General features: G+C 41.0%; 25 protein-coding genes. 11 read left to right on the top strand and 14 right to left on the bottom strand.

All coding sequences use genetic code 11. From position 1 onward, the window contains the following. Positions 1–29 precede the first annotated feature (29 nt). Positions 30–1,661 carry a polysaccharide biosynthesis protein gene (locus NYE32_RS01580; RefSeq protein ID WP_014633916.1) on the bottom strand — a complete coding sequence of 544 codons (1,632 nt, stop codon included), beginning with the start codon at positions 1,659–1,661 and terminating at the stop codon, positions 30–32. A 94-nt stretch (positions 1,662–1,755) separates the two neighbouring features. Between NYE32_RS01580 and NYE32_RS01575 the strand changes: the two genes are divergently transcribed. Further along, positions 1,756–3,201, top strand: a complete 1,446-nt coding sequence (locus tag NYE32_RS01575; RefSeq protein WP_021143575.1) for a UDP-N-acetylmuramoyl-L-alanyl-D-glutamate--L-lysine ligase — start codon at positions 1,756–1,758, stop codon at positions 3,199–3,201. Between the two features lie 62 nt (positions 3,202–3,263). On the opposite strand, the gene NYE32_RS01570 is transcribed toward NYE32_RS01575, so the two are convergent. The 12 genes from NYE32_RS01570 to NYE32_RS01515 form a co-directional block, all read right to left on the bottom strand. Continuing rightward, on the bottom strand, positions 3,264–4,496 hold the full coding sequence (locus NYE32_RS01570; RefSeq protein ID WP_037599039.1) for a peptidoglycan bridge formation glycyltransferase FemA/FemB family protein: 1,233 nt from the start codon (positions 4,494–4,496) through the stop codon (positions 3,264–3,266). A gap of 293 nt (positions 4,497–4,789) precedes the next feature. Beyond that, entirely contained in the window at positions 4,790–5,353 is a 564-nt protein-coding gene (locus tag NYE32_RS01565) for a TIGR00730 family Rossman fold protein (protein ID WP_014633913.1), read from the bottom strand. 64 nt (positions 5,354–5,417) lie between these two features. Next, positions 5,418–5,771, bottom strand: coding sequence for a 30S ribosome-binding factor RbfA (gene rbfA / locus NYE32_RS01560; protein WP_002883798.1), 354 nt, complete (start codon positions 5,769–5,771; stop codon positions 5,418–5,420). A gap of 95 nt (positions 5,772–5,866) precedes the next feature. After that, positions 5,867–8,701 (bottom strand): translation initiation factor IF-2, encoded by a 2,835-nt coding sequence (gene infB / locus NYE32_RS01555; protein ID WP_156685193.1) that lies wholly within the window; start codon positions 8,699–8,701, stop codon positions 5,867–5,869. Between the two features lie 18 nt (positions 8,702–8,719). Beyond that, the gene (locus NYE32_RS01550; RefSeq protein WP_002883776.1) at positions 8,720–9,022 is read right to left on the bottom strand and encodes a YlxQ-related RNA-binding protein; all 303 of its coding nucleotides are present in this window, start codon (positions 9,020–9,022) and stop codon (positions 8,720–8,722) included. Next, the gene (locus NYE32_RS01545; protein WP_156685192.1) at positions 9,015–9,311 is read right to left on the bottom strand and encodes a YlxR family protein; all 297 of its coding nucleotides are present in this window, start codon (positions 9,309–9,311) and stop codon (positions 9,015–9,017) included. Before NYE32_RS01545 ends, NYE32_RS01550 begins: the two co-directional genes overlap by 8 nt. A gap of 20 nt (positions 9,312–9,331) precedes the next feature. Then, complete coding sequence (gene nusA, locus NYE32_RS01540) at positions 9,332–10,531, bottom strand: transcription termination factor NusA (protein WP_073949276.1); 1,200 nt, start codon at positions 10,529–10,531, stop codon at positions 9,332–9,334. Positions 10,532–10,596: 65 nt separating this feature from the next. Next, positions 10,597–11,070: a ribosome maturation factor RimP gene (gene rimP / locus NYE32_RS01535; RefSeq protein WP_002883745.1), complete on the bottom strand. Its 474-nt coding sequence runs from the start codon at positions 11,068–11,070 to the stop codon at positions 10,597–10,599. Between the two features lie 152 nt (positions 11,071–11,222). Beyond that, the gene (locus NYE32_RS01530; RefSeq protein WP_073949278.1) at positions 11,223–12,476 is read right to left on the bottom strand and encodes an LCP family protein; all 1,254 of its coding nucleotides are present in this window, start codon (positions 12,474–12,476) and stop codon (positions 11,223–11,225) included. Between the two features lie 8 nt (positions 12,477–12,484). Then, positions 12,485–13,006, bottom strand: a complete 522-nt coding sequence (locus NYE32_RS01525; RefSeq protein ID WP_156685191.1) for a GNAT family N-acetyltransferase — start codon at positions 13,004–13,006, stop codon at positions 12,485–12,487. Further along, a complete protein-coding gene (gene tsaE, locus NYE32_RS01520; protein ID WP_002889989.1) occupies positions 12,999–13,442 on the bottom strand; it encodes a tRNA (adenosine(37)-N6)-threonylcarbamoyltransferase complex ATPase subunit type 1 TsaE in 444 nt (147 codons plus the stop codon). The genes NYE32_RS01525 and tsaE overlap by 8 nt, the downstream gene beginning before the upstream one ends. A gap of 273 nt (positions 13,443–13,715) precedes the next feature. Further along, a complete protein-coding gene (locus tag NYE32_RS01515) occupies positions 13,716–15,137 on the bottom strand; it encodes an NCS2 family permease (RefSeq protein WP_002883789.1) in 1,422 nt (473 codons plus the stop codon). A 208-nt stretch (positions 15,138–15,345) separates the two neighbouring features. On the opposite strand from NYE32_RS01515, the gene NYE32_RS01510 reads away from it, so the two are divergent. Further along, positions 15,346–16,158 (top strand): Cof-type HAD-IIB family hydrolase, encoded by an 813-nt coding sequence (locus NYE32_RS01510; RefSeq protein ID WP_014633589.1) that lies wholly within the window; start codon positions 15,346–15,348, stop codon positions 16,156–16,158. Positions 16,159–16,202: 44 nt separating this feature from the next. On the opposite strand, the gene NYE32_RS01505 is transcribed toward NYE32_RS01510, so the two are convergent. Beyond that, on the bottom strand, positions 16,203–16,934 hold the full coding sequence (locus tag NYE32_RS01505; protein WP_156685190.1) for a cyclase family protein: 732 nt from the start codon (positions 16,932–16,934) through the stop codon (positions 16,203–16,205). 378 nt (positions 16,935–17,312) lie between these two features. Between NYE32_RS01505 and NYE32_RS01500 the strand changes: the two genes are divergently transcribed. From NYE32_RS01500 to serS, 9 genes are all read left to right on the top strand, one after another. Next, positions 17,313–18,320: a PTS sugar transporter subunit IIB gene (locus NYE32_RS01500; RefSeq protein WP_002889985.1), complete on the top strand. Its 1,008-nt coding sequence runs from the start codon at positions 17,313–17,315 to the stop codon at positions 18,318–18,320. Positions 18,321–18,337: 17 nt separating this feature from the next. Then, positions 18,338–19,138, top strand: a complete 801-nt coding sequence (locus NYE32_RS01495) for a PTS mannose/fructose/sorbose transporter subunit IIC (protein ID WP_002886606.1) — start codon at positions 18,338–18,340, stop codon at positions 19,136–19,138. 15 nt (positions 19,139–19,153) lie between these two features. Continuing rightward, complete coding sequence (locus tag NYE32_RS01490; RefSeq protein ID WP_014633903.1) at positions 19,154–20,068, top strand: PTS system mannose/fructose/sorbose family transporter subunit IID; 915 nt, start codon at positions 19,154–19,156, stop codon at positions 20,066–20,068. Positions 20,069–20,080: 12 nt separating this feature from the next. Then, positions 20,081–20,467: a DUF956 family protein gene (locus tag NYE32_RS01485; protein ID WP_014633902.1), complete on the top strand. Its 387-nt coding sequence runs from the start codon at positions 20,081–20,083 to the stop codon at positions 20,465–20,467. A gap of 265 nt (positions 20,468–20,732) precedes the next feature. Continuing rightward, on the top strand, positions 20,733–21,725 hold the full coding sequence (locus NYE32_RS01480; protein ID WP_002883770.1) for a PTS sugar transporter subunit IIB: 993 nt from the start codon (positions 20,733–20,735) through the stop codon (positions 21,723–21,725). 67 nt (positions 21,726–21,792) lie between these two features. Then, on the top strand, positions 21,793–22,608 hold the full coding sequence (locus tag NYE32_RS01475) for a PTS mannose/fructose/sorbose transporter subunit IIC (RefSeq protein ID WP_048790689.1): 816 nt from the start codon (positions 21,793–21,795) through the stop codon (positions 22,606–22,608). Between the two features lie 14 nt (positions 22,609–22,622). Further along, on the top strand, positions 22,623–23,534 hold the full coding sequence (locus tag NYE32_RS01470; protein WP_002883717.1) for a PTS system mannose/fructose/sorbose family transporter subunit IID: 912 nt from the start codon (positions 22,623–22,625) through the stop codon (positions 23,532–23,534). A gap of 78 nt (positions 23,535–23,612) precedes the next feature. Further along, entirely contained in the window at positions 23,613–23,987 is a 375-nt protein-coding gene (locus tag NYE32_RS01465; RefSeq protein ID WP_002883765.1) for a DUF956 family protein, read from the top strand. 209 nt (positions 23,988–24,196) lie between these two features. Beyond that, a complete protein-coding gene (serS, locus tag NYE32_RS01460; protein ID WP_037599027.1) occupies positions 24,197–25,474 on the top strand; it encodes a serine--tRNA ligase in 1,278 nt (425 codons plus the stop codon). The last annotated feature ends 27 nt before the right edge of the window (positions 25,475–25,501 follow it).

The raw sequence follows: 25,501 nt of genomic DNA, 5'->3' as shown, positions 1-25,501 counted from the left end.
AAACCAAGCCACATGACTTGGTTTAGATTTTATTTAATATGTAATTTAGCACGCAGACTAGCAGCTCGGGCACCAAGTAGTTGGTCAGCCATACGAGTTACAAGAGCAAGAACGCCGTAGACACCGATTCCAAGGCCTCCTCCAATGACCAAGTAAATCACACTACCCATACGGCTTGTTGGTGACAATACAAACTGGAACAACCAATAGAAGATCGCAACTGGAATAGCCATGAGTACCGTAAGGATACAGATGAGCAAGGCTTTTCTAAACACTGTCTTACGACTAAAGTGCGTAACAGTGTGGAGGTGATTATACATGAGAGCAATTGGAACACCTAAACCGATGGCTGTTGAAATAACCGGGCCAAGGGCTCCTAAGAAAATAATCAATGGCAGCTGTAGAATAGCCTTAACTAAAACCCCAATCGCAAAATAGTTGATAGCTTTGCGGGTTTCAAAGATTGCCTGAAGCATTGGTGCTAAAACGCTATACAAGGCCAAGAAAATAACTTGAATCAGACTGGCTACAAAGAGCAAGTGGGCCTGACTATCTGGCGCACCATAAAAGACTGTATAAAGTGGTTTAGCTAAAATCACTGATCCTACAATGGCAGGAACAATAAAGAGCAAAAGCAACTGTAAGTTATTAATAATCAGTTTAGCTGCTCCCCTAAGATCCTTCTTAACCATATTTTCAGTCAAGAGTGGAATCCCAACCCCAGCAATGGAGATAGCTACAGCAATCAAAATCATAGTAATCTTACTTGGGTTTGAAGACAAGTAAGCATAGAGAACCTGAAGCTGACTGTTGCTATAGCTTGTAAACTTCTCCATAGTACGGATAAAGGTCCATTGGTCAATCAACTGGAAAAGTTGAACTGCTGACCCAGTAATAATGAAAGGAATGGCTTCCTTAAAGGTTTCAATAACAATTGCAGTTGGATTGATATCCGGATGAACAGCCTGCTTGCCAAAAAGACTCTTGAGTTTACCCTCCTTCCAAAGGTAGAAGAAAAGCACCCCATAACTAGCCAACATACCGATAAAAGCGGCAAAAGTCGATTGGACAACTGCTGTCACATAATCGCCTGTCCCAATTTTCATGATGAAGAAGGTCGCCAACAGCATCCAAATAACACGGATAATCTGTTCCGCAATCTGACTCAAGGCATAAGGTTTCATGTTGTTAAAGCCTTGGAAAAAGCCTCGTAAAACAGACATCGATGGGAAAATAACAACTGCCCAAGAAAGACTACGCATGACGCGAACCAGATCCTCGTCTCCCCCAGAAAGGTAAGACATCCACGGCGAAGCAAAGTACATGAAAACGCCAAAGATAAGTCCGAGACCAATCATGTAATACAAGATACGCTTGAGTAAGAAGAAACTCGTCTCCATCTTTCCAAGTGTGTTGTATTTAGACACCTGTTTGGCAATTGCGACTGGAATACCTGCTGTTGAAATCAAGAGGAAAAGAGCATAAATATTATACCCTTGACCAAAAAGGGCATTGGCTTGGTCACCTTGTTTACCCATCCAAGCATACCAAGGAATAATGTAGAGTGCCCCCAATAGACGACTGATAATATTGGATGCTGTCATCCATGCCGTCCCTCTTAGCATCTGCTGCTGCTGTGTATCAGTTTTAGTTTCAGTCATAACTTTCTTTCTAGAGAATAAAATATAATCTAGTTTATTATAAACTTTTGGCTGTGACTTGTAAAACAAGAACATTAAGGCTAAAATAGGAACTATGATTACTATTGAACAAGTTCTAGAGGTTCTTAAAAAGGACCATAATTTTAGAGATATTATCGACCAAGACAACTACTACTATTCATGGACTGGGGTGACTTTTGATCATCTTTCTTATGATAGTCGTGATGTCACACCATCGTCCCTCTTCTTTGCCAAAGGAGCTGCTTTCAAGCCTGAATTTTTAGAGAATGCTGTCAAAGCTGGCTTGAGTTTCTACGTGGCTGAGAAAGATTATCAAGTGGGAATACCTGCCATTATCGTATCAGATATTAAGCAGGCTATGAGCCTCGTTGCTCAGGCCTTCTACCAATACCCTCAAGACAAGCTTAAATTGCTGGCTTTCACTGGGACAAAAGGGAAAACAACAGCAGCCTACTTTGCCTTCAATATTCTCAAGCAAAGTCATAAACCTGCTATGCTTTCAACCATGAACACGACACTAGACGGAAAAAACTTCTTCAAGTCTACCTTAACAACACCTGAGAGTTTGGACCTTTTCCGTATGATGGCTGAAGCTGTTGCTAATGGCATGACCCATCTGATTATGGAAGTCTCAAGTCAAGCCTATCTGACTAAGCGTGTCTATGGACTGACTTTTGATGTAGGTGTCTTTCTTAACATCAGCCCAGACCATATTGGGCCTATTGAACACCCAACCTTTGAAGACTACTTCTACCATAAGCGTCTTCTCTTGGAAAACAGTCGAGTTGTTATTGTTAATAGCGGTATGGATCACTTTGATTTTATCGCTGAGGAAGTTGTGGATAAAGAGCATGACTTCTATGGTAAAAACTCCGACAACGCTGTTAAACATGGCTCTGGTTTTAGCTTTAAGGCAAGTGGGAAATTAGCCGGTGACTATGATATCCAACTTATCGGTGACTTTAACCAGGACAATGCTATGGCTGCTGGTCTGGCCTGCCTACGTCTCGGAGCTAGCCTTCAAGACATCAAGGAAGGAATCGCTCAAACCTCTGTTCCAGGGCGTATGGAGGTTCTAACCCAAACTAATGGGGCTAAGACATTTGTTGACTATGCTCACAATGGAGATAGCCTAGATAAGCTCTTACAAGTCGTAACCAGCCATCAAGATGGTCGTATTAGTCTAATTCTAGGGGCTCCAGGAAATAAGGGTGAAAGCCGTCGTAAAGACTTTGGACATGTCCTCAATACCTACCCTGATGTTGATGTCATCCTAACAGCCGATGATCCTAACAAGGAGGATCCTCTTGCTATCTGTCAGGAAATTGCTAGTCACATCAGTCGCGAGGTTCGTATCATTGTCGATCGAGAGGAAGCAATCAAAACAGCAATGTCTGAGACTACAGACTCTAAAGACGCTGTGGTTATTGCCGGTAAAGGTGCCGATGCCTTCCAGATCGTAAATGGTAAACGCGATAACTATGCTGGCGATATTGAAGTCGCTAAAAAATATTTGTAAACTAAAAAAAGTCAATTGAGGTAATGAATTTAACCTCAATTGACTTTTTTCTATACAAGGAACTAGTCTTTACCTAGTGTTTTCTTAAAAATATCATAGAAAGGATTTAGGGTTTTATCAAAAGAGCCAACAAGAGTCTCTAATTGCCCACCAAACTGACGCTTGAAGTTAAAATTCCCTTTTCCAGCACTTGCCGCTTCAGTTTCGATTGTCCCATAAAAATTAAACCGCTCTTTTCCCTCACACTTAGCATATTGTAGCATTTCCCAATGAAGAAGGACTGCTCCACCAAAATTAAGGTAGGCTTCATCATTCCCACCGTAAAAGCTGACAATTTCTGAACCATAATCCATAAAAAGATAGGCCGAAAGAGGTAATTTGTCACCAGTGACTTGGTAGGTCTTAAATTGCTCTAAACGTTTATAGTAACTTCTAAGCTGATCTTCGGCATCCGCAATCTGACCCTTGGTTCGTTTTTTCTGTGGGCCATCTTTTAAAGCCTGAATCTTAGCTTCAAAAGATTTAATATTCTCATCAAGATAAGCCAAATAAGCTGGACAATCCAAATAAGCCAACATAAACTTTGCAGATTCTCCAAAGTTCCTCTTCAAATCTTGGAAATAGGTCAATGGATGAACTGAAAATCCTTTTCTCTCTGCTGTCCGAACTAGGATGTCATAAAACTGATTGAGATTGTCCTCACGTAGTTCTTCAACTTTGACATGCAAAGCAGTGAATTTTTTTAAATCTCGCTTCAAAGATGGTGAAAAAGCTGCGAGCATCTCATCAGAAGTCGTAAAGGTATCAATTGGTTTTACAAACATCTGATTAACAACTAGAGCCTGTTCTGGATCTAAATACTGCTCAAAACCTAATTTTTCAAATACCTTGGAGACCTCATCAGCCTTTTCTTCTTCAATGATTTCAAGTTCTTCATTCCTAATAAAATCGGTAAGATAGGGATGGATAGAAAGTGATGCAATATTTTTCTTTTTTAAGTAGAGTATCAAGGCCTCTAGAAGGTCTGTCAAATCAGCTATAGAATTGTAATCTAGCAAGGGTCCATGAAACAAGAGAGCTTTTCTAAAGATACGAAAGCTTCTTCTATAGACAACGATGGCTTGACCTATCCGCAGGCCATCCCTTTCAAAAACCAGAGCCTCTACTTCTCCGATATGATTACGGCTTAGCTGAAGCTTAGCCATCTCAGCTGACTGTAAAAAGTTGGCATCTTTATAGTTTGTCTGTGTTTTTTGATAGTCATCAAAACTCACATGTTTAACCATAATAGACATACTTATCATTCCTTCCATTTCATCCTATATCCCACATTCCCCATAAAAATAAATGATTGGCAAAGTTTTCCTAACCAAGTGGGGTACTAAGTATTCATGGATATTACTCACAGATGATGAGGAAAATTTGTTAAATGATTAAATTTACAAACACTATTATATACAAATCCACCATTTTTGTTAAGGTTTTTTTAGTTAATTTTCTGAAATTTAAAAGAAAAAAATAATTACTAACGTCTCTCCATCAAAAAAGCTCTCCTTTTAAACTTAGAGAGCTAACCTATCATATAAAGTTACCGATAACGTCTCAATTGAGGTGGTTCATAAGACTGGACAAAAGCTGCAATTTCTGAAAAATCATCTGTAAAGAGGAATTTTGCTGCTGTTTCAGCCTCCAAAAAATCATGAGCAACCATGGTATCTAACATCGTTTTCATAGCATCATAATAGCCATTGAGATTGAAGAAAACACAGGGTTTGTCCAACTTACCGACTCGAGCAGCTGCAATAGCTTCAGAGATTTCTTCCAGTGTCCCTAAACCTCCTGGAAGGGCGATAAAGAGATCTCCTTGCTCTAGCATGGCAGTCTTTCGTTCTGCCATAGTTTCTACTATGGTCATTGAGGTTAACCCCTCATAAGCTATCTCCCTATCTTTGAGGAATTGTGGCATAATGCCATGAGCCTGTCCACCATTTTCCAAAACCGTATCACCAAGAACTCCCATAAGTCCCATCCTACTGCCACCATAGACTAGGGTATGCCCATTTTTAGCAATCCACTGACCCAAGGCAATTGTTGCTTTCTTAAAGCTAGGATTATCACCCATATTAGCACCCAAATAGACCGTTACTTTCATTGAAGTCCTCCTTTTTATTCTATTATAACGCAAAATTCCTGCCATAACTGACAGGAATTTTTTCTTAGTCTTTACGCTCCAAATTACGAAGCATTTCATCAATTTTATTACCGTATTCGATAGACTCATCTTTAATAAAGGTCAAATCCGGAATCTTATACATAGTCAATTTTTTACCAAGTTCACGCTTGATTGTCCCAGTAGCCTTTTCAAGACCAGTTTGTGCTTTTTGGTTATCTGAGGCCAAGGTTGAATGAATGGTGTAAAAAATCTTAGCAGCTGACAAATCACCAAGCATCTGTACATCTGTGATAGTGACATCTTGCACGCGTGGATCACGAACTTTCTTTTGAAGAATTTCATTGACCTCACGTTTGATTTCCATACCAACACGGTCTACACGAAATGAATTTCCCATAGTCTTATCCTTTCTCTCTTATTATGATGGAACAAAAGCCAGGCCAGATGACCTAGCTTTGTCTCCTAAGTAAGCTTTCTTAAAAGCTAACAAAATTAACGTTTAATTTCTTCCATAATGTAAGCTTCGATAACGTCATCAACTTTAATATCGTTATAGTTTTCAATCATCAAACCACCCTCTTGAGCGTTTCCGACTTCTTTAACGTCATCTTTAAAGTGTTTCAAGCTTGCCAATTTACCATCAAAAATAACGACACCATCACGAATCACACGGGCACTTGAATCACGAGTAATTTTACCACTAGTAACCATGAACCCACCGATTGTTCCGACTTTAGAAACTTTGAAGGTTTCACGGATAATAGCTTCACCAATGACTTTTTCTTCAAATTCAGGATCAAGCATCCCTTTCATGGCATCTTCGATTTCTTCGATAACCTTGTAGATGATGCTGTGAAGACGAATTTCAACTTCATCAGTTTCCGCTTGTTGACGTGCTTGTGGTGTAGGACGAACGTTAAATCCGATAACAACAGCATCTGAAGCTTCCGCAAGAGTAATATCAGATTCGTTGATAGCACCTACTGCTGAGTGAACAACATTAACACGAACACCCTCAACATCAATCTTAAGAAGTGATGCTGCCAAGGCTTCAACAGAACCTTGTACGTCGGCCTTGATGATAACATTAACAGTCTTCAATTCACCAGCTTTAAGGGTATCAAAGAGGTTATCAAGACTAACACGATGTGTTTGTTGACGTTGTTTCATAAGGGCACGTTTGGCACGTTCTTCACCGGCTGCACGAGCTGCTTTTTCATCTTCATAAACGGCAAAATGGTCACCCGCCATAGGCGCTTCGTTCAAACCAGTAATTGAAACTGGTGTTGATGGTGCTGCAGTCTTAATACGACGACCAAGGTCATTGGTCATAGCACGGACACGTCCGAAGGTATTACCAACAACGATTGGGTCTTGAACATGCAAAGTACCTTGTTGAACAAGGAGGGTTGCAACCGCACCTTTACCTTTATCCAAACGCGCTTCAATAACGGTACCGATGGCACGAACTGTTGGGTCAGCTTTAAGTTCTTCCACTTCAGCCACAAGAAGAACTGTTTCAAGCAATTCTTCAATATTTTGACCAAACTTCGCTGAAATTTCAACGAATTCGCTATCGCCACCCCATGCTGTTGAGATAACGCCATGCTCTGCCAATTCACCGATTACACGCTCTGGGTTAGCACCTGGTTTATCAATCTTGTTAATCGCAACAATGATTGGAACACCAGCAGCCTTAGAGTGGTTGATGGCTTCAATAGTTTGTGGCATAACACCGTCATCCGCAGCTACAATCAAGATAGTAATATCTGTAACAGAAGCACCACGGGCACGCATAGATGTAAAGGCCGCGTGTCCTGGAGTATCAAGGAAGGTGATTTTCTTACCACCCTCTTCAATTTGGTAGGCACCAATATGCTGTGTGATACCACCAGCTTCTCCAGTCGCAACACGTGAGTTACGAAGGGTATCAAGAAGGGTTGTTTTACCATGGTCAACGTGTCCCATAATAGTAACAACTGGTGCACGTTCTACCATAGCATCTTTATTGAGGTAGTCTTCGTCAACAAAGAAACGTTCGATATCAGCATTATCGACTTCTTCTTTCTTGGTTGCCTCAATACCATAGTCAACCAGCAACAACTCAATGGTATCCCCGTCAAGAGATTGGTTTTGAGTTGCCATAACACCCATCATGAAGAGTTTCTTAACGATTTCAGCTGGTTCGCGTTTAATACGTTTTGCGATTTCTGCAACCGTCATGCCTTCAGTGTATTCAAATTCTTTTGGTAATTCATGGAATTTACGCTCTGTTACTGGTTTTGGAGCTGAATTACCACGGTTATTTTTACCTTTTTTATTTTTGTTTTTGTTCCAGTTACTATTTCGTTGATTTCTCACTTGGTTTTGATTATTCCACTTATTATTTCTTGTTTGCTTAGGTCCATCTTCATTCTCGCGACGATTATCACGTGATTTATCTGGACGTGCCTTTTTACGACGTGTATCTTGTGTTTGCGCAGCTAGAGCTGGTTGAGCAGCCGGTGCTGGCTTGGGAGCTGGCTTAGCTTCAGCAACTGCTTTTTGAGCAGCGACTTCAGCCTGTTGTTTTTCTTTTCTTGCCTTTTCCTGCTCTTTCGCTCGGCGTTGCTCTGCAGCTTTTTCTTCACGGAAGCGTGTTTCACTTTGACGTGAATACTCTGCATTTTGCTCTGCTTTCAAGGCTGCTGCACGCGCTTTAAAGTCAATACGTGGTCCTGCCTGATTGTTACGGGCAGCATCGTTACGTTTATTGCGACCTTGATCATTGCGCTGTTTACCTTGGAAATTACGATCACGATTACTATTGTTATCGCGGTTTCCATTGTTACGGTTTCCTTGACCATTTCCATTTTGGTTGCGACGATCATTATTCTGACGTTTACCTTGATCGTTTCCTTGTTGTTTTCGGTTACGATTACGGTTGTCACGGCCTCCGCCATTTTGACGACGTTCTGCTTCTGCCTTGGCACGCGCTTCACGTTCTGCCTTAAAGTTACGGCTTTGTGGTTTCTTTGGAGTCGCAGGTGTTTCCTTTGCCTCAGCCTTTGGAGACTCCTTAGCAGGAGTTGGTTTCGAAGCAGGAGCCTCAACAACCTTAGGCGCTACCTTTTCCTCTTTAGGAGCAGGTGCCACTTTGGAAGCTGGCTTACTTTCAGCCTTAACAGCTCCCCCTTTTAAACTTGAAGTGATACGATTAGCATCAGCTTCTTCAACTGATGAGGAGTGGCTCTTCACAGAAAGACCAAGTTCTTGAGCTTTTGCAACAACAACTTTGCTCTCTACACCAACCTCTTTTGCGATTTCATATAATCGTTTCTTTGACACGTGATGTCCTCCTATTCTTTAGTCCATAAGAGTCCTCATTTTCTTTGAAAATCCAGCATCAACTACAGCAACTGTTTTTCTTGGTTTACCAATAGCCATGCTTAATTCCAGTGCGTTAAACACTGTGGAGACTTCTATATTATAGTAGTTACATTTATCAGTCGTCTTTTTAGTCACGTTACTACCAGCATCATTGGCAAGAAAAACTAGTCTCGCCTGCCCTGATTGAACTGCCTTAATGACAAGTTCCTCGCCAGAAATAAGCTTTCCAGCTCTTTGTGCTAGTCCCAACATATTTGACAATTTTTCTGTGTTATTCAAGACCTAACTCTCTTCTTTTGACCTTGTGATCCACATAAGCAACGAGTTCATCATAAAAACTTTCAGGAACATCCATGGAGAAACTATGGTTAAAAGCACGTTTCTTTTTGGCTTGGAGAGCTTCTTCATTATCTAATTTAATGTAAGCACCTCGGCCATTTTTCTTTCCTGTTGGATCAATGAAAATCTCACCATCTTTAGTTTTTACAATGCGGAGCAAATCACGTTTATCAATGATTTCTCCTGAGACAACTGATTTGCGTAAAGGTATTTTTCGTGTTTTAGCCATCAAACACCTCTATGTTCTTCTTATTCTGCTTCTGTTGTTTCAGTTACTTCTTCTGTTGTGACTTCAACAGGTGTAGCTTCTTCTGCAACAATCTCATCTACAACTTCCTCAGTAGCAGCCTCAGCTTTTTCAGCTTCGAGTGCTTCGTATTCAGAAGCTGACTTGATGTCAATACGGTAACCAGTCAAATGAGCTGCCAAACGAACGTTTTGCCCACGACGACCAATTGCAAGAGATAATTTGTTATCTGGCACAACTACTGTTGCACGTTTGCTATCATCTTCGTCGAAGAGAACATAGTCCACTTCAGCCGGTGCAATAGCATTGTAGATGAATTCAGCTGGATCTTCAACCCATTGAATAACATCAATATTTTCCTCAACAGGAACTTCAATTCCTGTCTTAGCATCCAAACGTGTTGGGTGGAAACGGCTGACAACTTTCTTAATATTGCTTCCACCACGACCAACGATAGTACCAATAGCATCAACGTTAGGATTATGACTGCGAACAGCAACCTTAGTACGATCACCTGCTTCACGAGACACGCTCATGATTTCTACAGTTCCATCAAATACTTCTGGAATTTCTTGTTCCATGATACGTTTGATGAATTCTGGATGGCTACGGCTGACAAAGACGTTAACACCTTTAGGGTTGTTTTCAACTTTATAAACATAAACATCAATGACATCATGTGACTTAAAGCTTTCACCAGGAATTTGATCTTGGCGTGACAATTGAGCTTCGAGCGTTCCAAGATTGACATAAATGAAACGTTGGTCGAAGCGTTCAACTGTTCCTTGCATGATTTCACCTTCATGTTGCTTATAGTCATTATAAGTGATTTCACGCATCTGCTTGCGCATTTTTTCCATAATGGTTTGTTTGGCAGATTGCGCTGCAACACGACCAAATTCATCGACTGACTCTTCAAAACGAATCTTGTCACCAAGCTCGTAAGCAGAGCTGATAGCAAGTGCATCTTTCAAGCTAATTTCCAAACGACTATCAAAGACTTCATCTACAACTTCACGAACGGTATAAACTTGAAAATCACCTGTTTTTTCATTGAATTCAACTACAGCTGATTCTGACTGACCATAACGACGCTTGTAGGCTGACTTAAGTGATTCAACCACAGCTTCGATGATGTCTTCCTTGTTAATGTGTTTTTCTTCTTCCAAGACACGGAAGGCTTCTAGCATTTCTTTGCTCATATTCTTTGTTGTTTTAGCCTCTATTGGCCAAAACTGGCATCCTTTCTTTATTTACACTAAGAGTTTTAGAGTTTGACTGCCAAACGAGCTTTAGCAACTGTTTGATAGGGAATCTCAACAGTTTTATGGCGAGTCTTATCAAGGTAATCGATTGTTAGGGTTTCCCCATCAAAGGCCACCAAGTCACCTTGGAAAATCTTGATCTTATCAATAGCCTTGTAAAGACTAACATTGATATACTGACCAACAGCATTTGTCAAAGCTTCTTTGGTTTTTAAGGGACGCTCTAACCCTGGACTAGAAACTTCCAGCATGTATTGATCCGGGAAAGGATCAGGCTGAATAGTATCCAAGAGGGGACTGATAATTTCAGTCAAGTCTGCAGTATCTTCTACAGTAATACCACCTGGCTTATCAATCAAAACTGACAAGACATAGTCACCGCCAAGCTTTTCGTACTCGATATCGACCAGTTCGTATGGCTCAGGAATAGCTGGAGCTACGACTGCCGTCACGAGATCAATAATTTTTTGCGACATTATGACCTCCTTACACACACAAGAGACGAAGTTTCTACTCCGCCTCTCTTTCGTTATTTTCCTATATTATAGCATAGCTCAAAAGCCATTGCAAGGAATAACCATATCTCTGTCATTTCAAAGCAAAAAGGTTGGGAATCACCCAACCTCATTTATTGTGCCGCTGGAACAGTGCTATAGGTAGTCACACCCGATCCATTATTATTGTATGTAGGGGTTGTCGTACCTTGTTCCTGAACATAATTACCTGTGTTTTCACTATAATTATTACTATAGTTAGAACCTCCATTATAGGTACTTACCGATCCACCACCTGCTGCCTCAGATGGCCCAGCCTCATAATTTGAAGATGCTTCACTTGAAGCCGCACTTCCTTTAGAATTAACGAAATCATCTGAACCATAGTTAGAGCTACCAGATCCATAGAGAACCAAACTAGTCTTAAGATTGGATTCAGAGACCTTTTTCTTACCAACTTCCTTCTTAATACGGTTTTGCACCTTAAGAATATCCTCAGTAGAGGCCACTTGATAGCTTCCTCCGTTGATCATGGCATCCGAACCAGCCAATTGGTATGACTTAATATTTTTAAGTGCATCACTGTAGCCCATCAAGCTACGCAGAGTATTGGTATCACCAAGATCAATGCTAGTTTGAACATTTGAACTTACAGCTGACAAGATTTTCTTGTAAGAACCAATCGAGTCCATCTTCAAGAGCTTAGCTACAACTTTTTGAATAACCTCACGTTGACGTTTTTGACGACCATAGTCACCATCAGGGTCATCGTAACGCATACGTGAATACACCAAGGCTTGCTCACCGTTGATTTTATGGGTTCCAGGCTCAACTTTTGCCTGAAATTCTGGTTCATTTTCTGCAATTGAAATAGGGAAATCAAAATGATTCGTTACCTCAATTCCACCAACGGCATCTACCAAATCAATCATACCCTGCATATTAATCAGTGCATAATAGTCAATATCAATATCTAAAACCTTTTGAATAGTTGAAATAGCCAAGTCAGCACCACCCTCAGCATAGGCTGAATTTAGTTTTGCTTCCCCCGACCCCTCAATATCTGTCAAAAGGTCACGTTCCAAACTGGTCATGGTTGTTTTCTTAGTCTTAGGGTTCACTGTTACCAAGATCATAGTATCAGAGTTCCCTTCCCAGGTATCCTTACGTTCTTTGGATCCTGTATCTACCCCCATCAACAGAATAGTTATAGGCTTAGTCTGTTGAATGGCCTTACTATTTCCAGAAGTTGCTTTAGAAGCCCTAAACGTTTTTGACAATTCGCCTGTGGCGTAATTATAAGTTGTCGTTAGGTAAATACCAGCAGCTACTACTGTCGTTGCAAAAATCGCCAACAACATCAATAAAATTTTTCGTCCAAGTTTCATGTTTTTTCCTAATCTATGAGTTTAGCCATAAGGTAAACATCTAGAAATTCTCCATTTTTAGTTCTTGCACCACGTTTCTTAGTGCCTTCAATGTCAAATCCAAATTTTTGATAGAGGTGAACCGCCCGTTTATTACGTGCTTGAACCGTCAACTCTAAGCGGCGGATAATCGGTGTATGATCTGCCCAGTCAATCATTGTTTCCATAAGAAACTGGCCAACACCATTCCCCCAGTAGGGTTTAGAAACCGCAATAAATACGTCGCCAATATGACTGGTCTTAGTATCTTGATCAGAGGTAACATTACAAACACCAATGACCTCATGACCCAATTTCGCCACCAAACAAATCTCATTAAGCCTATGCTGATGACTTTCAATATAAGTGGCTAACTGTTCAGCACTCAGTATAGAACTTCTATCATCTTGTGCTAGAAAATCCGATTCCAAGGCTACAGTCTCTAGTAAACGAGCTAGAGAGGCAGCATCCTCTCTTTGAGCTTCCTCAATGACTAATTCTTGCTCAGCCATTTATCATTTCCTCCTGAATCTCCTTACTTCTAGGTCCGAAAGATTCAAAAAGCAACTGACGTCCATCTCCATGATGAGATATCGAAATTAGGAGATAATCCCCTAACAGACTCTCATCTAGGAGCTCACCCCACTCGATGATTGTCACACCTTCACCATACAGAAAATCATCTAAATCAATAGAATCTGGATCATCACCAATGCGGTAGACATCTAAATGATAGAGTGGCAGTCGCCCCTCATACTCCCTTACAATAGTATACGTTGGACTCTTTATCATCTGTGAAATATCCAAACCTTTGGCAATTCCCTTAGTCAAGGTCGTTTTGCCAGCTCCCAGATCCCCTGAGAGAACAATTATATCTCCAGAATCGAGCAGTCGACCTAGCTTTTGGCCGATACTAATCAATTCTTCTTCATTTTGACTGTAAATCATGTTTTCATTATATCAAAAAATAAAAATATGGACTAGAATCCACTGTAAAAATACAGTAGAAACTTATAAATATTGAATCATTTAAGTAAGAAGTTAAGATATGTATTTTAATCTTCAATTTATTTTAACCACATCAATCACTCATAGATTAGAAATCGTTTTGTAAAACTTACTATAGATTTGAAAGTTAATCAAAAAAACTCTCTCACATTCCCCAGATAAAATCGCAAAAGAAAAAGCCTGACAAATATACAGACTTTTAACTTTCAAGCTTTAGAACACAGCCATACTGATGAAGTTAAGGATAAACAAGATATCCAAAATCCACATAATAAAGTGGACATCCTTAGCTTGACCTTTGACGATTTTGACCAAAGTATAAGTAAGGAAACCAGCTGCGATACCATAGGTAATACTATATGAGAATCCCATGAAAATAGAAGTGAAGAAGGCAGGAATAGCTTCAGACAAATCTTCCCAATCGACACTCTTAAGGTTAGAGAGCATCATAACACCTACAATAATAAGGATAGGCGCTGTGGCAGCATTAGGAACGATTGATACCACTGGACTAAAGAAACTAGAGATGGCAAAGAGTACAGCAACCACAAGAGCTGTCAAACCAGTACGTCCACCAGCACCAATACCTGCTGCAGATTCAACGTAAGTTGTAACATTTGAAGTCCCTGCAATGGCACCAATACTTGTACCAACAAGGTCAGAGTAAAGAGCACGGTCAAGAGCTTTTGATTCGTTGTTATCACCTGTTGAAGCAATGATACCAACCTTCTCACCAGTACCAATCAAGGTACCGATAGTATCGAAGATATCAGTCAATGAAAAGGCAAGAATAGCCATAAAGACACCAGGCAAACGAGAAACGTCTGCAAAGAGTGATCCCAATCCCTTAGATCCAAGCGCTGCACCAAAGACCTGACCAAGATCTTTAATAGATGATGTCAAGCTAGCTGCGTGCCAGTCAATGCTTCCAAGATCAACGACACCAGCAAAAATAGCAATGATAGTCGTTACGAGGATTGAAAGAAGAACACCACCACGAATACCTTTAACAATAAAGAAAATCGCAATCGCAAGACCAATCAAACCTACAATTACAGTTGGATTATTGAAAGCAACCAAACCTGGTGTAGCTGACGATGAAGCTGTAATTGACGCCTTGGCCATGTCAGCACCTTTACCTGCTACAGTGTAGGTATGAGGATTAATTGAGAATTTCAAGAAACCAGCATTTTTAATTCCCACATATGCAAGGAAAACACCGATACCTGCTGAAATCGCAGATTTGAGGGCTGTTGGAATAGACTCAATAATCATCTTACGTACTTTAGTTACTGTGATGATCAATGAAATAACACCACATAGAAAGACCATTGCTAAGGCCTCTTGCCAAGTGTAACCCAAAGAAAAAACCACTGTGTAGGTGAAGAAGGCATTAAGCCCCATACCAGGCGCTTGGGCGTATGGTAGGTTAGCATAAAATGCCATCATCAACGTCCCTGCAACCGCACCAATAATTGTTGCTAAGAAAACACCTTGTGCAGGCATTCCTGTCTGAGCCAACATCGCTGGGTTAACAAAGAGGATGTAAGACATGGCAAAGAAAGTTGTCAATCCGGCAGTCACTTCTGTACGGACGTCAGTACCATGTTCTTTCAATTTGAAAAACTTTTCCATGAAAGTTTAGACTCCTTAATAAAAAATATTGTCAAAATCCGAATAATTTCGGAACATTCTCACGTAGAATGCAACATTACTATTCTACCTGAAATTATTTGACGGTGCAAGGTTTATTTCCTGAGACTTTTCTTATGAAAAACCGAACGTTCTTAGAAAGCTCTTTCTTAATCACCAACAAAGGACAGATTTTTGCTATAATAGGAACATGACAAAAAAATTGATTGCACTAGATCTTGATGGAACGCTCTTGCGCCCAGATGGAACTATTTCAGAATTTACACAAAAAACGATTAAAGACGTACAAAACAAAGGACACCAAGTCGTTATTGCTACAGGTCGTCCTTATCGTATGGCTATTGACCATTACAAAACGCTAGGGTTAGAAACACCACTCATCACTTTTAACGGCTCCTTGACCAATCTTCCAGACCAAGACTGGGCTTATGAGCATTCGGTTAAATTAGATAAGAAATATCTGATTAGCCTCTTACAACGTCATGATGAGTTAGAGATGGATTTTCTGGCTAGTGAATATCGAAAACACTTCTATATCACTATGAATCACCCAGAGCGTATTCAACCACAACTCTTTGGTGTTGATAAAATTATTGAGGCTATGCGTTTAGAACCAACTAAAATCACGCGCAACCCTAACGCTCTCCTTATGCAAACTCGTCATGAGGATAAGTACCAACTTGCCGATGACATCAAGAAGGACTTCAAGGAAGAAATTGAAGTTGATTCTTGGGGTGGCCCGCTTAATATCTTGGAATTTTCGCCTAAAGGCATAAACAAGGCCTACGCCCTAAACTACTTACTTAAGGCCATGCGCAAATCAACGGATGATCTGATTGCTTTTGGAGACGAACACAACGACACAGAGATGTTGGAACTTGCTAAAACTGGTTATGCCATGAAGAATGCTAGCTCTGTTCTTCTCCCCCACGCTAACGAACAAATTGAGTGGACTAATGAAGAGGATGGCGTTGCTCGCAAACTCCAGGAACTCTTCTTATAAATAACAAAAGACACCGAAAATTTCTTCGGTGTTTTTTCTTATGATTAAGGTAAAATAGCCACTGCACGCACTGGGGAGCCTGTCGCCTTGTCCCAGTGAGGAAATGCAATCGAAATCAAAGCACCAACGGCTGGAACTTGATCCAATTGATTCAAAACTTCTACCTGATAAATGTTTTGTTCCAAGAGGTAGTATTCGTTTACCAAGCCATGTTCTGCTGCTGGAATGCCAGCATCTGTATCAAAAGTCTCGTGACCGACAGCCTTAACCTTACGTTCATAAATCAAGAATTCTAGAGCTTCACGGCTCCACCCTGGACTCTGTTGAACCCCATTTTCATCAAGGTTGCGCATAGCATCTTGATCTGGCCAAAGCTTCGACCAATCACTACGAAAAGCGACAAAGGCCCCTTCAGTAATTTGTCCATATTCTGCTTCAAAGTCTAAGATATCTTGTTTGCTCAAAATAAAGTTTGGATTGGCAGCAACTTCTTTAGACTTGTCGATAACATAGAGTGGTAAAAGAAGATCTTTGAGAGCAATCTCATCCAACCAACGACCACCTTCTACAAAGCGAATCGGTGCATCAATATGCGTTCCGTATTGACCAACTACTGTAAATTTTTGAACATGGAAACCATCTTTTAATGTGAAAAGGTCTTCTTGTTTCAAAGCAGGAAGGGCTGGGAAATGTGGACTTTCCGCATTAATTTTGTGGGTCAAGTCAACCCATTTCTTAGATTGCAATTCATTATAAATACTTAGTAAATCTGACATAAGGAGGCCCTCTTTTCTTATAGATTTAACCTTAAATAGTTAATTGAAGAAATTATAGCAGCCAACACCAGCTATTACAAGCTTTTATCTCATTTTTTCTTAATCCTATTCCCCCTAGTTAGATATAGCTTAAAACTATACTTAACACTTATTGTCTGAAAAAAAAGTATATTTGCAATAATTTGATGTTTTTTTCAATTATATGACACTTTTGTTACGAAAACCATTGACAAATTCATGGTAACGTTCTATAATTAGAGTGTTCTAATTTTCGAGGGACTAAAAAAATATTGTTGTCATTTTCATGTCATGAATGCTAATACCAATAATCATTTTTCTATTCCTAAGAAACAATATATAAAAGGAGGAAGAACACTAATGGGTATCGGTATTATTATTGCTAGCCATGGTAAATTCGCTGAAGGTATTCACCAATCAGGTTCTATGATTTTTGGTGAACAAGAGAAAGTTCAAGTGGTTACTTTCATGCCAAATGAAGGTCCTGACGACTTGTACGCTCACTTCAAAGATGCCATTGCTCAATTTGACGCTGACGACGAAATTCTAGTCCTTGCAGACCTTTGGTCTGGATCACCATTTAACCAGGCAAGCCGAATTAAGGAAGAAAATCCTGATCGCAAGATGGTTATCGTGACAGGACTCAACTTACCAATGCTTATCCAAGCATATACGGAACGTATGGTAGCTCCTGATGCTGGGGTTGAAGAGATTGTCGCTAACATTTATAAGGAAACAAAAGAAGGCGTTAAAGTCCTTCCAGAAGGCCTTATTCCTGAAGAAGACACTAAACCAGCAGACGCTAAACCTTCTATTCCTAAGGGTACCATTCCTGAAGGAACAGTACTTGGTGATGGAAAAATCAAATACGTTTTGGCTCGTGTTGACACACGTCTCCTCCACGGTCAGGTTGCGACTGGTTGGACTCACTCAACTCACCCAGACCGTATCATCGTTGTTTCAGACACTGTTTGTCATGATAAACTTCGTACAAACATGATTAAACAAGCCGCTCCATCTGGTGTTCAAGTTCACGTTATCCCAATTAAAAACATGGTTAAAGCAAACAATGACCCACGTTTTGGTGATACACGTGCTATGCTTCTCTTTGAATCTGTTGAAGATGCTCTTGCTGCTGTTAAAGCAGGTGTTGATGTTAAAGAAATCAACCTTGGTTCTTCAGCTTATAAAGAAGGAAAAGTCAATGTTACTAAAGCTCTTTCATTTGACCAAACAGATGTGGATGCTATCAAAGAGTTGCAATCATTGGGTGTCAAATTTGACGTTCGTGGGGTACCAAGTGATAGCCCAGCAAACGTTGATGCCTTGATTAAGTCAGCTGAAACTAAATTAGCAGAGAAGAAATAATTTTGGAGGATGCATAAATGAGTTTAGTACAAATTATTTTAGTCGTAATTGTTGCTTTCATCATCGGTTGTAGCTCAGTTAACGACCAAATCGAAACATACCAACCAGTTGTGGCTTGTTCCCTTATCGGTCTTGTTACTGGTCATCTCGAACTCGGCGTAATGTTGGGTGGTAGCTTACAGTTGATCACTATGGGATGGGCTAACGTTGGTGCTGCCATGGCACCAGATGCCTCACTTGCCGCTGTAGCTTCTACAATCATCCTTATCTTGGGTGGTCAAGGAACTAAAGGGATTGGTCCTGCCATCGCCCTTGCGGTGCCTTTGGCTGTTGCCGGTCTTGCCTTGACAATGGTTGTCCGTACAGCAACTGTCTTCATCGCTCATATTATGGATAGCCGTGCAGAAGCTGCTGATATCGCTGGTGTTGAAAGATGGCACTTTATCGGTATGGCCCTCCAAGGTCTCCGTGTTGCTATCCCTGCCCTCCTCTTGCTCTTGATTCCTGCTCACCTCGTACAATCTGGTCTTGAAGCTATGCCTGAATGGTTAAAATCAGGTATGACAATCGGTGGTGGTATGGTTGTAGCCGTTGGTTATGCCATGGTTATCAACATGATGTCTAGTCGTGAAGTTTGGCCATTCTTCTTCCTTGGTTTTGCTTTGGCTGCCCTCAAAGAGTTGACCTTGATTAGCTTGGGTATCATCGGCCTCTGTCTTGCCGTTATGTACCTTGCGCTTGAAGCTAGTGGTTCAAATGGTTCTTCAAATGATGGAGGATCAGGTGATCCCCTCGGTGAAATTCTGGAAGACTTTTAATTAGGAGGAAAGAAAATGGCTGATTCAAAAATTAAATTAACAAAAGCAGATCGTTTCAAAGCTTTCTTGCGCTCATACTTCCTTTTAGCTTCATTCAACTATGAACGTATGCAAAATGGTGGTGTGGCTTACACCCTTATTCCTGCAATCAAAAAACTTTATCAAACTAAAGAAGACCGTGCTGCTGCGCTTAAGCGTCACTTGGAATTCTTCAATACACAACCTTTCATGGCCAACCCAATCTTTGGGGTTACGCTTGCCTTGGAAGAAGAACGTGCCAACGGTGCTGAGATCGATGATGCGGCTATCTCAGGGGTTAAGGTCGGTATGATGGGACCTCTTGCAGGTGCCGGTGACCCTCTCTTCTGGTTTACCCTTCGTCCAATCTTCCTTTCACTAGGAGCAGGTTTGGCTGTTTCAGGTAACGTCCTAGGCCCAATCGTCTTCTTCGTTCTCTGGAACGTTATGGTTGCCGCTGTTAAATGGTATACTCAAGAATTTGGTTACCGTGCTGGTACTGCGATTACAGACGACTTGTCAGGTAACCTTCTCCAACAAGTAACTCGTGGCGCATCAATGATGGGGATGTTCGTTATCGGTTCTCTTATCCAACGTTGGGTAAGCATTACCTTCACACCAGTTGTCTCTGTTGTTAAACAACAAGAAGGTGCTTATATCGATTGGGATAAACTTCCAAAAGGTATTGCCGGTGTTAAAGCAGCCTTCCTAGAACAAGCTGCTGGTAAATCACTCGAAGCCAACAAGGTAACAACATTGCAAGATAACTTGAACCAATTGATTCCTGGTCTTGCTGCCCTTGGTTTGACTTTCCTCTGTATGTACCTTCTTAAGAGAAAAGTTTCTCCAATCGTTATCATTTTGGGTATCTTTGTTCTAGCTATTGTGCTCCACATTATTGGTGTACTCTAATCGGAGCAAGGTATGGTTAAATCGCTCAATACCGAAATGGCTCACACAACTAAGGGAACTTGGTTTCGTGAAGGGCCTATTTACGGAAATATCATGGTCGGAGATAAGGCTTTCGAATTTTACAATGATACGAAGTTACAAGACTACGTTCAAATTCCTTGGGATGAAATCACTTATGTGATTGCCGATGTCTACTTCGGTGGTAAATTCATCCCACGCTTTGAAATCCGTACTAAGCAAAATGGACGTTTCCGTTTTGCCAGTCGAAAAAGCCGAATAACTTTGAAAGAAATTCAAAAAAGAATTCCTCGAGAAAGTTTAAGAAAAGCACCTAGCTTCATCGTTGTTCTCAAACAAGGCTTTAAGAATCTTTTCCGACTCATTGTCAAGAAGAAATAATCTCCGAATATTATAAAAAGATTGTCCAATCTAATAGTTGGGCAATCTTTTTATAATATTTTGCTCATTTTTGAAAGAAATTGACTTCTTTTGAAATTTTATCTCACTAGCTATTGACATTTACGTGAAAGCGTTTTACAATATAATTGTTCTTGATTTCTTATGTTTAAAAAGATTGAGAGACGCTTTTTTTAGCGTCTTGAAAAAAATCGGAGATAGTCTTTTTAAGCCTAGGAAATAATAATTTATAAGGAGGAGAACACGAATGGGTATCGGTATTATTATTGCCAGCCATGGTAAGTTCGCTGAAGGGATCCACCAATCAGGCTCTATGATTTTTGGAGACCAAGAGAAAGTTCAAGTCGTAACTTTCATGCCAAGTGAAGGTCCTGATGATTTGTACGCTCACTTCAACGACGCCATTGCACAATTCGATGCTGATGATGAAATTCTTGTTTTGGCTGACCTTTGGTCTGGTTCACCATTTAACCAAGCTAGCCGAATTGCTGGAGAAAATCCAGATCGCAAGATTGCTATCATCACAGGACTTAACTTGCCAATGCTAATCCAAGCATACACTGAACGTATGATGGATGCTAACGCTACTGCAGAGCAAGTTGCTGCTAATATCATCAAGGAAGCTAAGGGTGGTATCAAGGCACTTCCAGAGGAGCTTAATCCAGCTGAGGAAACAACAGCAGCTCCTGTAGAAGCTGCTGCACCTCAAGGAGCTATCCCAGAAGGGACAGTTATCGGAGATGGTAAACTCAAGATTAACTTGGCACGTTTGGACACACGTCTCTTGCATGGTCAGGTAGCAACTAACTGGACACCTGCTTCTAAAGCAGACCGTATCATTGTTGCTTCAGATGACGTTGCTAAAGATGAGCTTCGTAAAGAATTGATCAAACAAGCAGCACCAAATGGGGTTAAAGCAAACGTTGTTCCAATTCAAAAATTGATTGATGCTTCTAAGGACCCTCGCTTTGGTAACACACACGCGCTTATCTTGTTCGAAACTGTTCAAGACGCACTTCGTGCTATCGAAGGTGGCGTGCCAATCAAAGAACTTAACGTTGGTTCTATGGCTCACTCAACTGGTAAAACAATGGTTAACAACGTTTTGTCTATGGACAAAGACGATGTTGCTTGCTTCGAAAAATTGCGTGACCTTGGCGTTGAATTCGACGTCCGTAAGGTACCAAATGATTCTAAGAAAGATTTGTTCGACCTTATCAAAAAAGCTAACGTTCAATAACCTTCATTCGGATAAATTAGTTGATAATCTCAGCTAATCACAACTCAATAGAAAAGGAATTATTACCATGTCAGATATGTCAATTATTTCTGCAATTTTGGTCGTAGTTGTTGCCTTCCTTGCTGGTCTTGAAGGTATCCTTGACCAATTCCAATTCCACCAACCACTTGTTGCATGTACCCTCATCGGTGCTGCTACAGGTAACCTCACTGCAGGTATCATGCTTGGTGGTTCTCTTCAAATGATTGCCCTTGCTTGGGCTAATATCGGTGCCGCTGTCGCTCCTGACGCTGCCCTTGCCTCTGTTGCTGCTGCCATTATTTTGGTTAAAGGTGGTAACTTCACAACTGAAGGTATCGGTGTTGCGACTGCAACAGCTATCCCACTTGCGGTTGCCGGTCTCTTCCTAACTATGCTTGTTCGTACAGCATCTGTTGCCCTTGTTCACGCTGCAGATAAAGCAGCAGAAAGCGGAAACATCGCTGGTGTTGAACGTGCACACTACCTCGCCCTCCTTCTTCAAGGTTTGCGTATCGCTGTGCCAGCTGCCCTTCTTCTTGCTATCCCAGCAGAATCTGTTCAACATGCCCTTGGATTGATGCCTGACTGGCTCAACCACGGTATGGTTGTCGGTGGTGGTATGGTCGTAGCCGTTGGTTACGCCATGGTTATCAACATGATGGCAACTCGTGAAGTTTGGCCATTCTTCGCCATCGGTTTTGCTTTTGCTGCTATTAGCCAATTGACACTTATCGCTCTTGGTGCTATCGGTGTCGCTATTGCCTTCATCTACCTCAACCTTTCTAAACAAGGTGGCGGAAATGGTGGCGGAACTTCAACTGGTTCAGGCGACCCAATCGGCGATATCTTGGAAGACTACTAGGAAGGGGTGCTCTCATGGCTGAAAAAATTCAATTATCTCAAGCGGATCGTAAAAAGGTTTGGTGGCGCTCACAATTCTTGCAAGGTTCATGGAACTATGAACGTATGCAAAACTTGGGTTGGGCTTACTCACTCATTCCTGCTATTAAAAAACTCTATACTAACAAAGAAGACCAAGCCGCAGCTCTTAAACGTCACTTGGAATTCTTCAATACCCACCCTTACGTAGCTGCTCCTATCATGGGTGTTACCTTGGCTCTTGAAGAAGAAAAAGCTAACGGTACTGACATCGAAGATGCTGCTATCCAAGGGGTTAAAATCGGTATGATGGGACCTCTTGCCGGTATCGGTGACCCTGTTTTCTGGTTCACAGTTCGTCCTATCCTTGGTGCCCTCGGTGCATCATTGGCACAAGCTGGTAACATCGCTGGTCCACTTATCTTCTTCATCGGTTGGAACCTTATCCGTATGGCCTTCTTGTGGTACACTCAAGAACTTGGTTACAAAGCAGGTTCAGAAATCACTAAAGACATGTCTGGTGGTATCTTGAAAGATATTACTAAAGGGGCATCAATCCTTGGTATGTTCATCTTGGCTGTCCTTGTTGAACGTTGGGTTTCTATCGTCTTCACTGTAAACCTTCCAGGTAAAGTTTTGTCTAAAGGTGCCTATATCGAATGGCCTAAAGGCAATGTTAGCGGTGACCAACTTAAGACTATCCTCGGCCAAGTTAATGACAAACTTAGCTTCGATAAGATTCAAGTGGATACCCTCCAAAAACAATTGGATTCATTGATTCCAGGTTTGATGGGACTTCTCCTTACTTTTGCATGTATGTGGTTGCTTAAGAAGAAAGTTTCACCAATCACAATCATCATCGGACTCTTTGTAGTTGGTATTGTTGCAAGCTTCTTCGGAATCATGTAAAAAGAGTAAGAGTTTAGCAAAGCTGAACTCTTTTCTTATGCTATAATAAAGGTACTACAATCAAAAAGCGAGATAGATATGGCACAATCACTAAACAAAACAGTTGAACTACATACAACAGGCGTTTCCTACATGGCTATCGGGGGGAAAGTCGGTAAATTTCTAATCGGAGATGTGGCTCTTGAATTCTACCCAGATGTCAATGTCGAGCAATACATTCAAATTCCATGGACTAGCATCACTCAAATCGGTGCAAATGTATCAGGAAAGAGAATTAGCCGCCACTTTGAAGTGTTGACAGACAAGAGCAAATTCCTCTTTGCTTCTAAAGATTCTGGGAAGATTCTAAAAATTGCTAGGGAACACCTTGGCAATGAAAAAGTCGTCAAGCTACCAACTCTCATTCAAACTATTGGGGCTCGACTCAAAGGTTTATTTGCCAAAAAATCATAATTTTTGTATAATATAACAGACGGATAAGTACTAGCTAGACCCTTACAGAAAGCCTGCGGTTGCTGCGAGCAGGTAGGGTTGACCTACGAAATTCTACCGTTTCTAATAATTAAAAACATAAACAAGTGCACTCCTGTGAAGTTGGATGGAACCGTGGCCTATGTCACTCCAACACTTTCACTGGAGTGTTTTACTTTTTGGAGGAACTTATGTTAGATGTAAAACGTATTCGTAACGACTTCGATGCCCTTGCCGAAAAATTGGCTACACGTGGTGTCGCTGCTGAAACTTTAAATGAACTTAAAGAGCTTGATGTTAAACGTCGCGAACTTCTTATTAAATCTGAAGAACTCAAAGCTCAACGTAACATTGCTTCAGATGGTATCGCTCAAGCTAAGCGTAACAAAGAAGATGCTTCTGAACAAATCGCAGCAATGCAAAAAGTCTCTGCAGCAATTAAGGAAATTGATGCAGAACTTGCTGCTATCGATGAAAAGCTTAATGCCATCGTTGTGACACTTCCAAACACACCAAATGACTCTGTTCCTGTAGGCGCTGACGAAGATGAAAACGTAGAAGTTCGTCGTTGGGGAACACCTCGTGAATTTGATTTTGAAGTTAAAGCACACTGGGATCTTGGGGAAGACCTTGGTATCCTAGATTGGGAACGTGGTGCTAAAGTCACTGGTTCTCGTTTCCTTTTCTACAAAGGCCTTGGAGCAAAATTAGAACGTGCAATCTACAACTTCATGTTGGATGAGCATGCTAAAGAAGGTTACACTGAGATGATCACACCTTACATGGTTAACCACGACTCAATGTTCGGTACTGGTCAATATCCAAAATTCAAAGAAGATACTTTCGAGCTTGACGGTACTGACTATGTCCTTATCCCAACAGCCGAAGTTCCTTTGACAAACTACTACCGTGGTGAAATCCTTGATGGTAAAGAATTGCCAATCTACTTCACAGCTATGAGCCCTTCATTCCGTTCAGAAGCTGGTTCAGCTGGTCGTGACACACGTGGTTTGATTCGTCTTCACCAATTCCACAAGGTTGAAATGGTCAAATTCTCAAAACCTGAAAACTCTTATGATGAATTGGAAAAAATGGTAGTTAACGCTGAAAACATTCTTCAAAAACTTAACTTGCCATACCGTGTCATCACTTTGTGTACTGGCGATATGGGATTCTCAGCTGCGAAAACTTACGACTTGGAAGTTTGGATTCCAGCACAAAACACTTACCGCGAAATTTCTTCATGTTCAAACACAGAAGATTTCCAAGCCCGTCGTGCACAAATCCGTTACCGTGACGAAGCCGATGGTAAAGTAAAACTTCTTCACACTCTTAACGGTTCAGGACTTGCTGTTGGACGTACAGTAGCCGCTATCCTTGAAAACTACCAAAACGAAGATGGTTCAGTAACTATCCCTGAAGTTCTTCGTCCTTACATGGGTGGTGCTGAAGTGATTTCACCAAAATAACAAGGAAAATCTCCAGAAAGAACCTGG

Origin of the sequence: Streptococcus sp. FSL R7-0248, assembly GCF_037967965.1 — a bacterium.
Lineage (GTDB): Bacteria > Bacillota > Bacilli > Lactobacillales > Streptococcaceae > Streptococcus.
This window is presented reverse-complemented; position numbering and strand designations above follow the sequence as displayed.

Bases quoted from the DNA above. Each gene is read 5' to 3' on its own strand.
- NYE32_RS01580 (WP_014633916.1), bottom strand. From the start codon at position 1,661: ATGACTGAAACTAAAACTGATACACAGCAGCAGCAGATGCTAAGAGGG.
- NYE32_RS01575 (WP_021143575.1), top strand. From the start codon at position 1,756: ATGATTACTATTGAACAAGTTCTAGAGGTTCTTAAAAAGGACCATAAT.
- NYE32_RS01570 (WP_037599039.1), bottom strand. From the start codon at position 4,496: ATGTCTATTATGGTTAAACATGTGAGTTTTGATGACTATCAAAAAACA.
- NYE32_RS01565 (WP_014633913.1), bottom strand. From the start codon at position 5,353: ATGAAAGTAACGGTCTATTTGGGTGCTAATATGGGTGATAATCCTAGC.
- rbfA (WP_002883798.1), bottom strand. From the start codon at position 5,771: ATGGGAAATTCATTTCGTGTAGACCGTGTTGGTATGGAAATCAAACGT.
- NYE32_RS01545 (WP_156685192.1), bottom strand. From the start codon at position 9,311: ATGGCTAAAACACGAAAAATACCTTTACGCAAATCAGTTGTCTCAGGA.
- nusA (WP_073949276.1), bottom strand. From the start codon at position 10,531: ATGAGCAAAGAAATGCTAGAAGCCTTCCGTGTCTTGGAAGAAGAAAAA.
- rimP (WP_002883745.1), bottom strand. From the start codon at position 11,070: ATGTCGCAAAAAATTATTGATCTCGTGACGGCAGTCGTAGCTCCAGCT.
- NYE32_RS01530 (WP_073949278.1), bottom strand. From the start codon at position 12,476: ATGAAACTTGGACGAAAAATTTTATTGATGTTGTTGGCGATTTTTGCA.
- NYE32_RS01525 (WP_156685191.1), bottom strand. From the start codon at position 13,006: ATGGCTGAGCAAGAATTAGTCATTGAGGAAGCTCAAAGAGAGGATGCT.
- tsaE (WP_002889989.1), bottom strand. From the start codon at position 13,442: ATGATTTACAGTCAAAATGAAGAAGAATTGATTAGTATCGGCCAAAAG.
- NYE32_RS01515 (WP_002883789.1), bottom strand. From the start codon at position 15,137: ATGGAAAAGTTTTTCAAATTGAAAGAACATGGTACTGACGTCCGTACA.
- NYE32_RS01510 (WP_014633589.1), top strand. From the start codon at position 15,346: ATGACAAAAAAATTGATTGCACTAGATCTTGATGGAACGCTCTTGCGC.
- NYE32_RS01505 (WP_156685190.1), bottom strand. From the start codon at position 16,934: ATGTCAGATTTACTAAGTATTTATAATGAATTGCAATCTAAGAAATGG.
- NYE32_RS01500 (WP_002889985.1), top strand. From the start codon at position 17,313: ATGGGTATCGGTATTATTATTGCTAGCCATGGTAAATTCGCTGAAGGT.
- NYE32_RS01495 (WP_002886606.1), top strand. From the start codon at position 18,338: ATGAGTTTAGTACAAATTATTTTAGTCGTAATTGTTGCTTTCATCATC.
- NYE32_RS01490 (WP_014633903.1), top strand. From the start codon at position 19,154: ATGGCTGATTCAAAAATTAAATTAACAAAAGCAGATCGTTTCAAAGCT.
- NYE32_RS01485 (WP_014633902.1), top strand. From the start codon at position 20,081: ATGGTTAAATCGCTCAATACCGAAATGGCTCACACAACTAAGGGAACT.
- NYE32_RS01480 (WP_002883770.1), top strand. From the start codon at position 20,733: ATGGGTATCGGTATTATTATTGCCAGCCATGGTAAGTTCGCTGAAGGG.
- NYE32_RS01475 (WP_048790689.1), top strand. From the start codon at position 21,793: ATGTCAGATATGTCAATTATTTCTGCAATTTTGGTCGTAGTTGTTGCC.
- NYE32_RS01470 (WP_002883717.1), top strand. From the start codon at position 22,623: ATGGCTGAAAAAATTCAATTATCTCAAGCGGATCGTAAAAAGGTTTGG.
- NYE32_RS01465 (WP_002883765.1), top strand. From the start codon at position 23,613: ATGGCACAATCACTAAACAAAACAGTTGAACTACATACAACAGGCGTT.
- serS (WP_037599027.1), top strand. From the start codon at position 24,197: ATGTTAGATGTAAAACGTATTCGTAACGACTTCGATGCCCTTGCCGAA.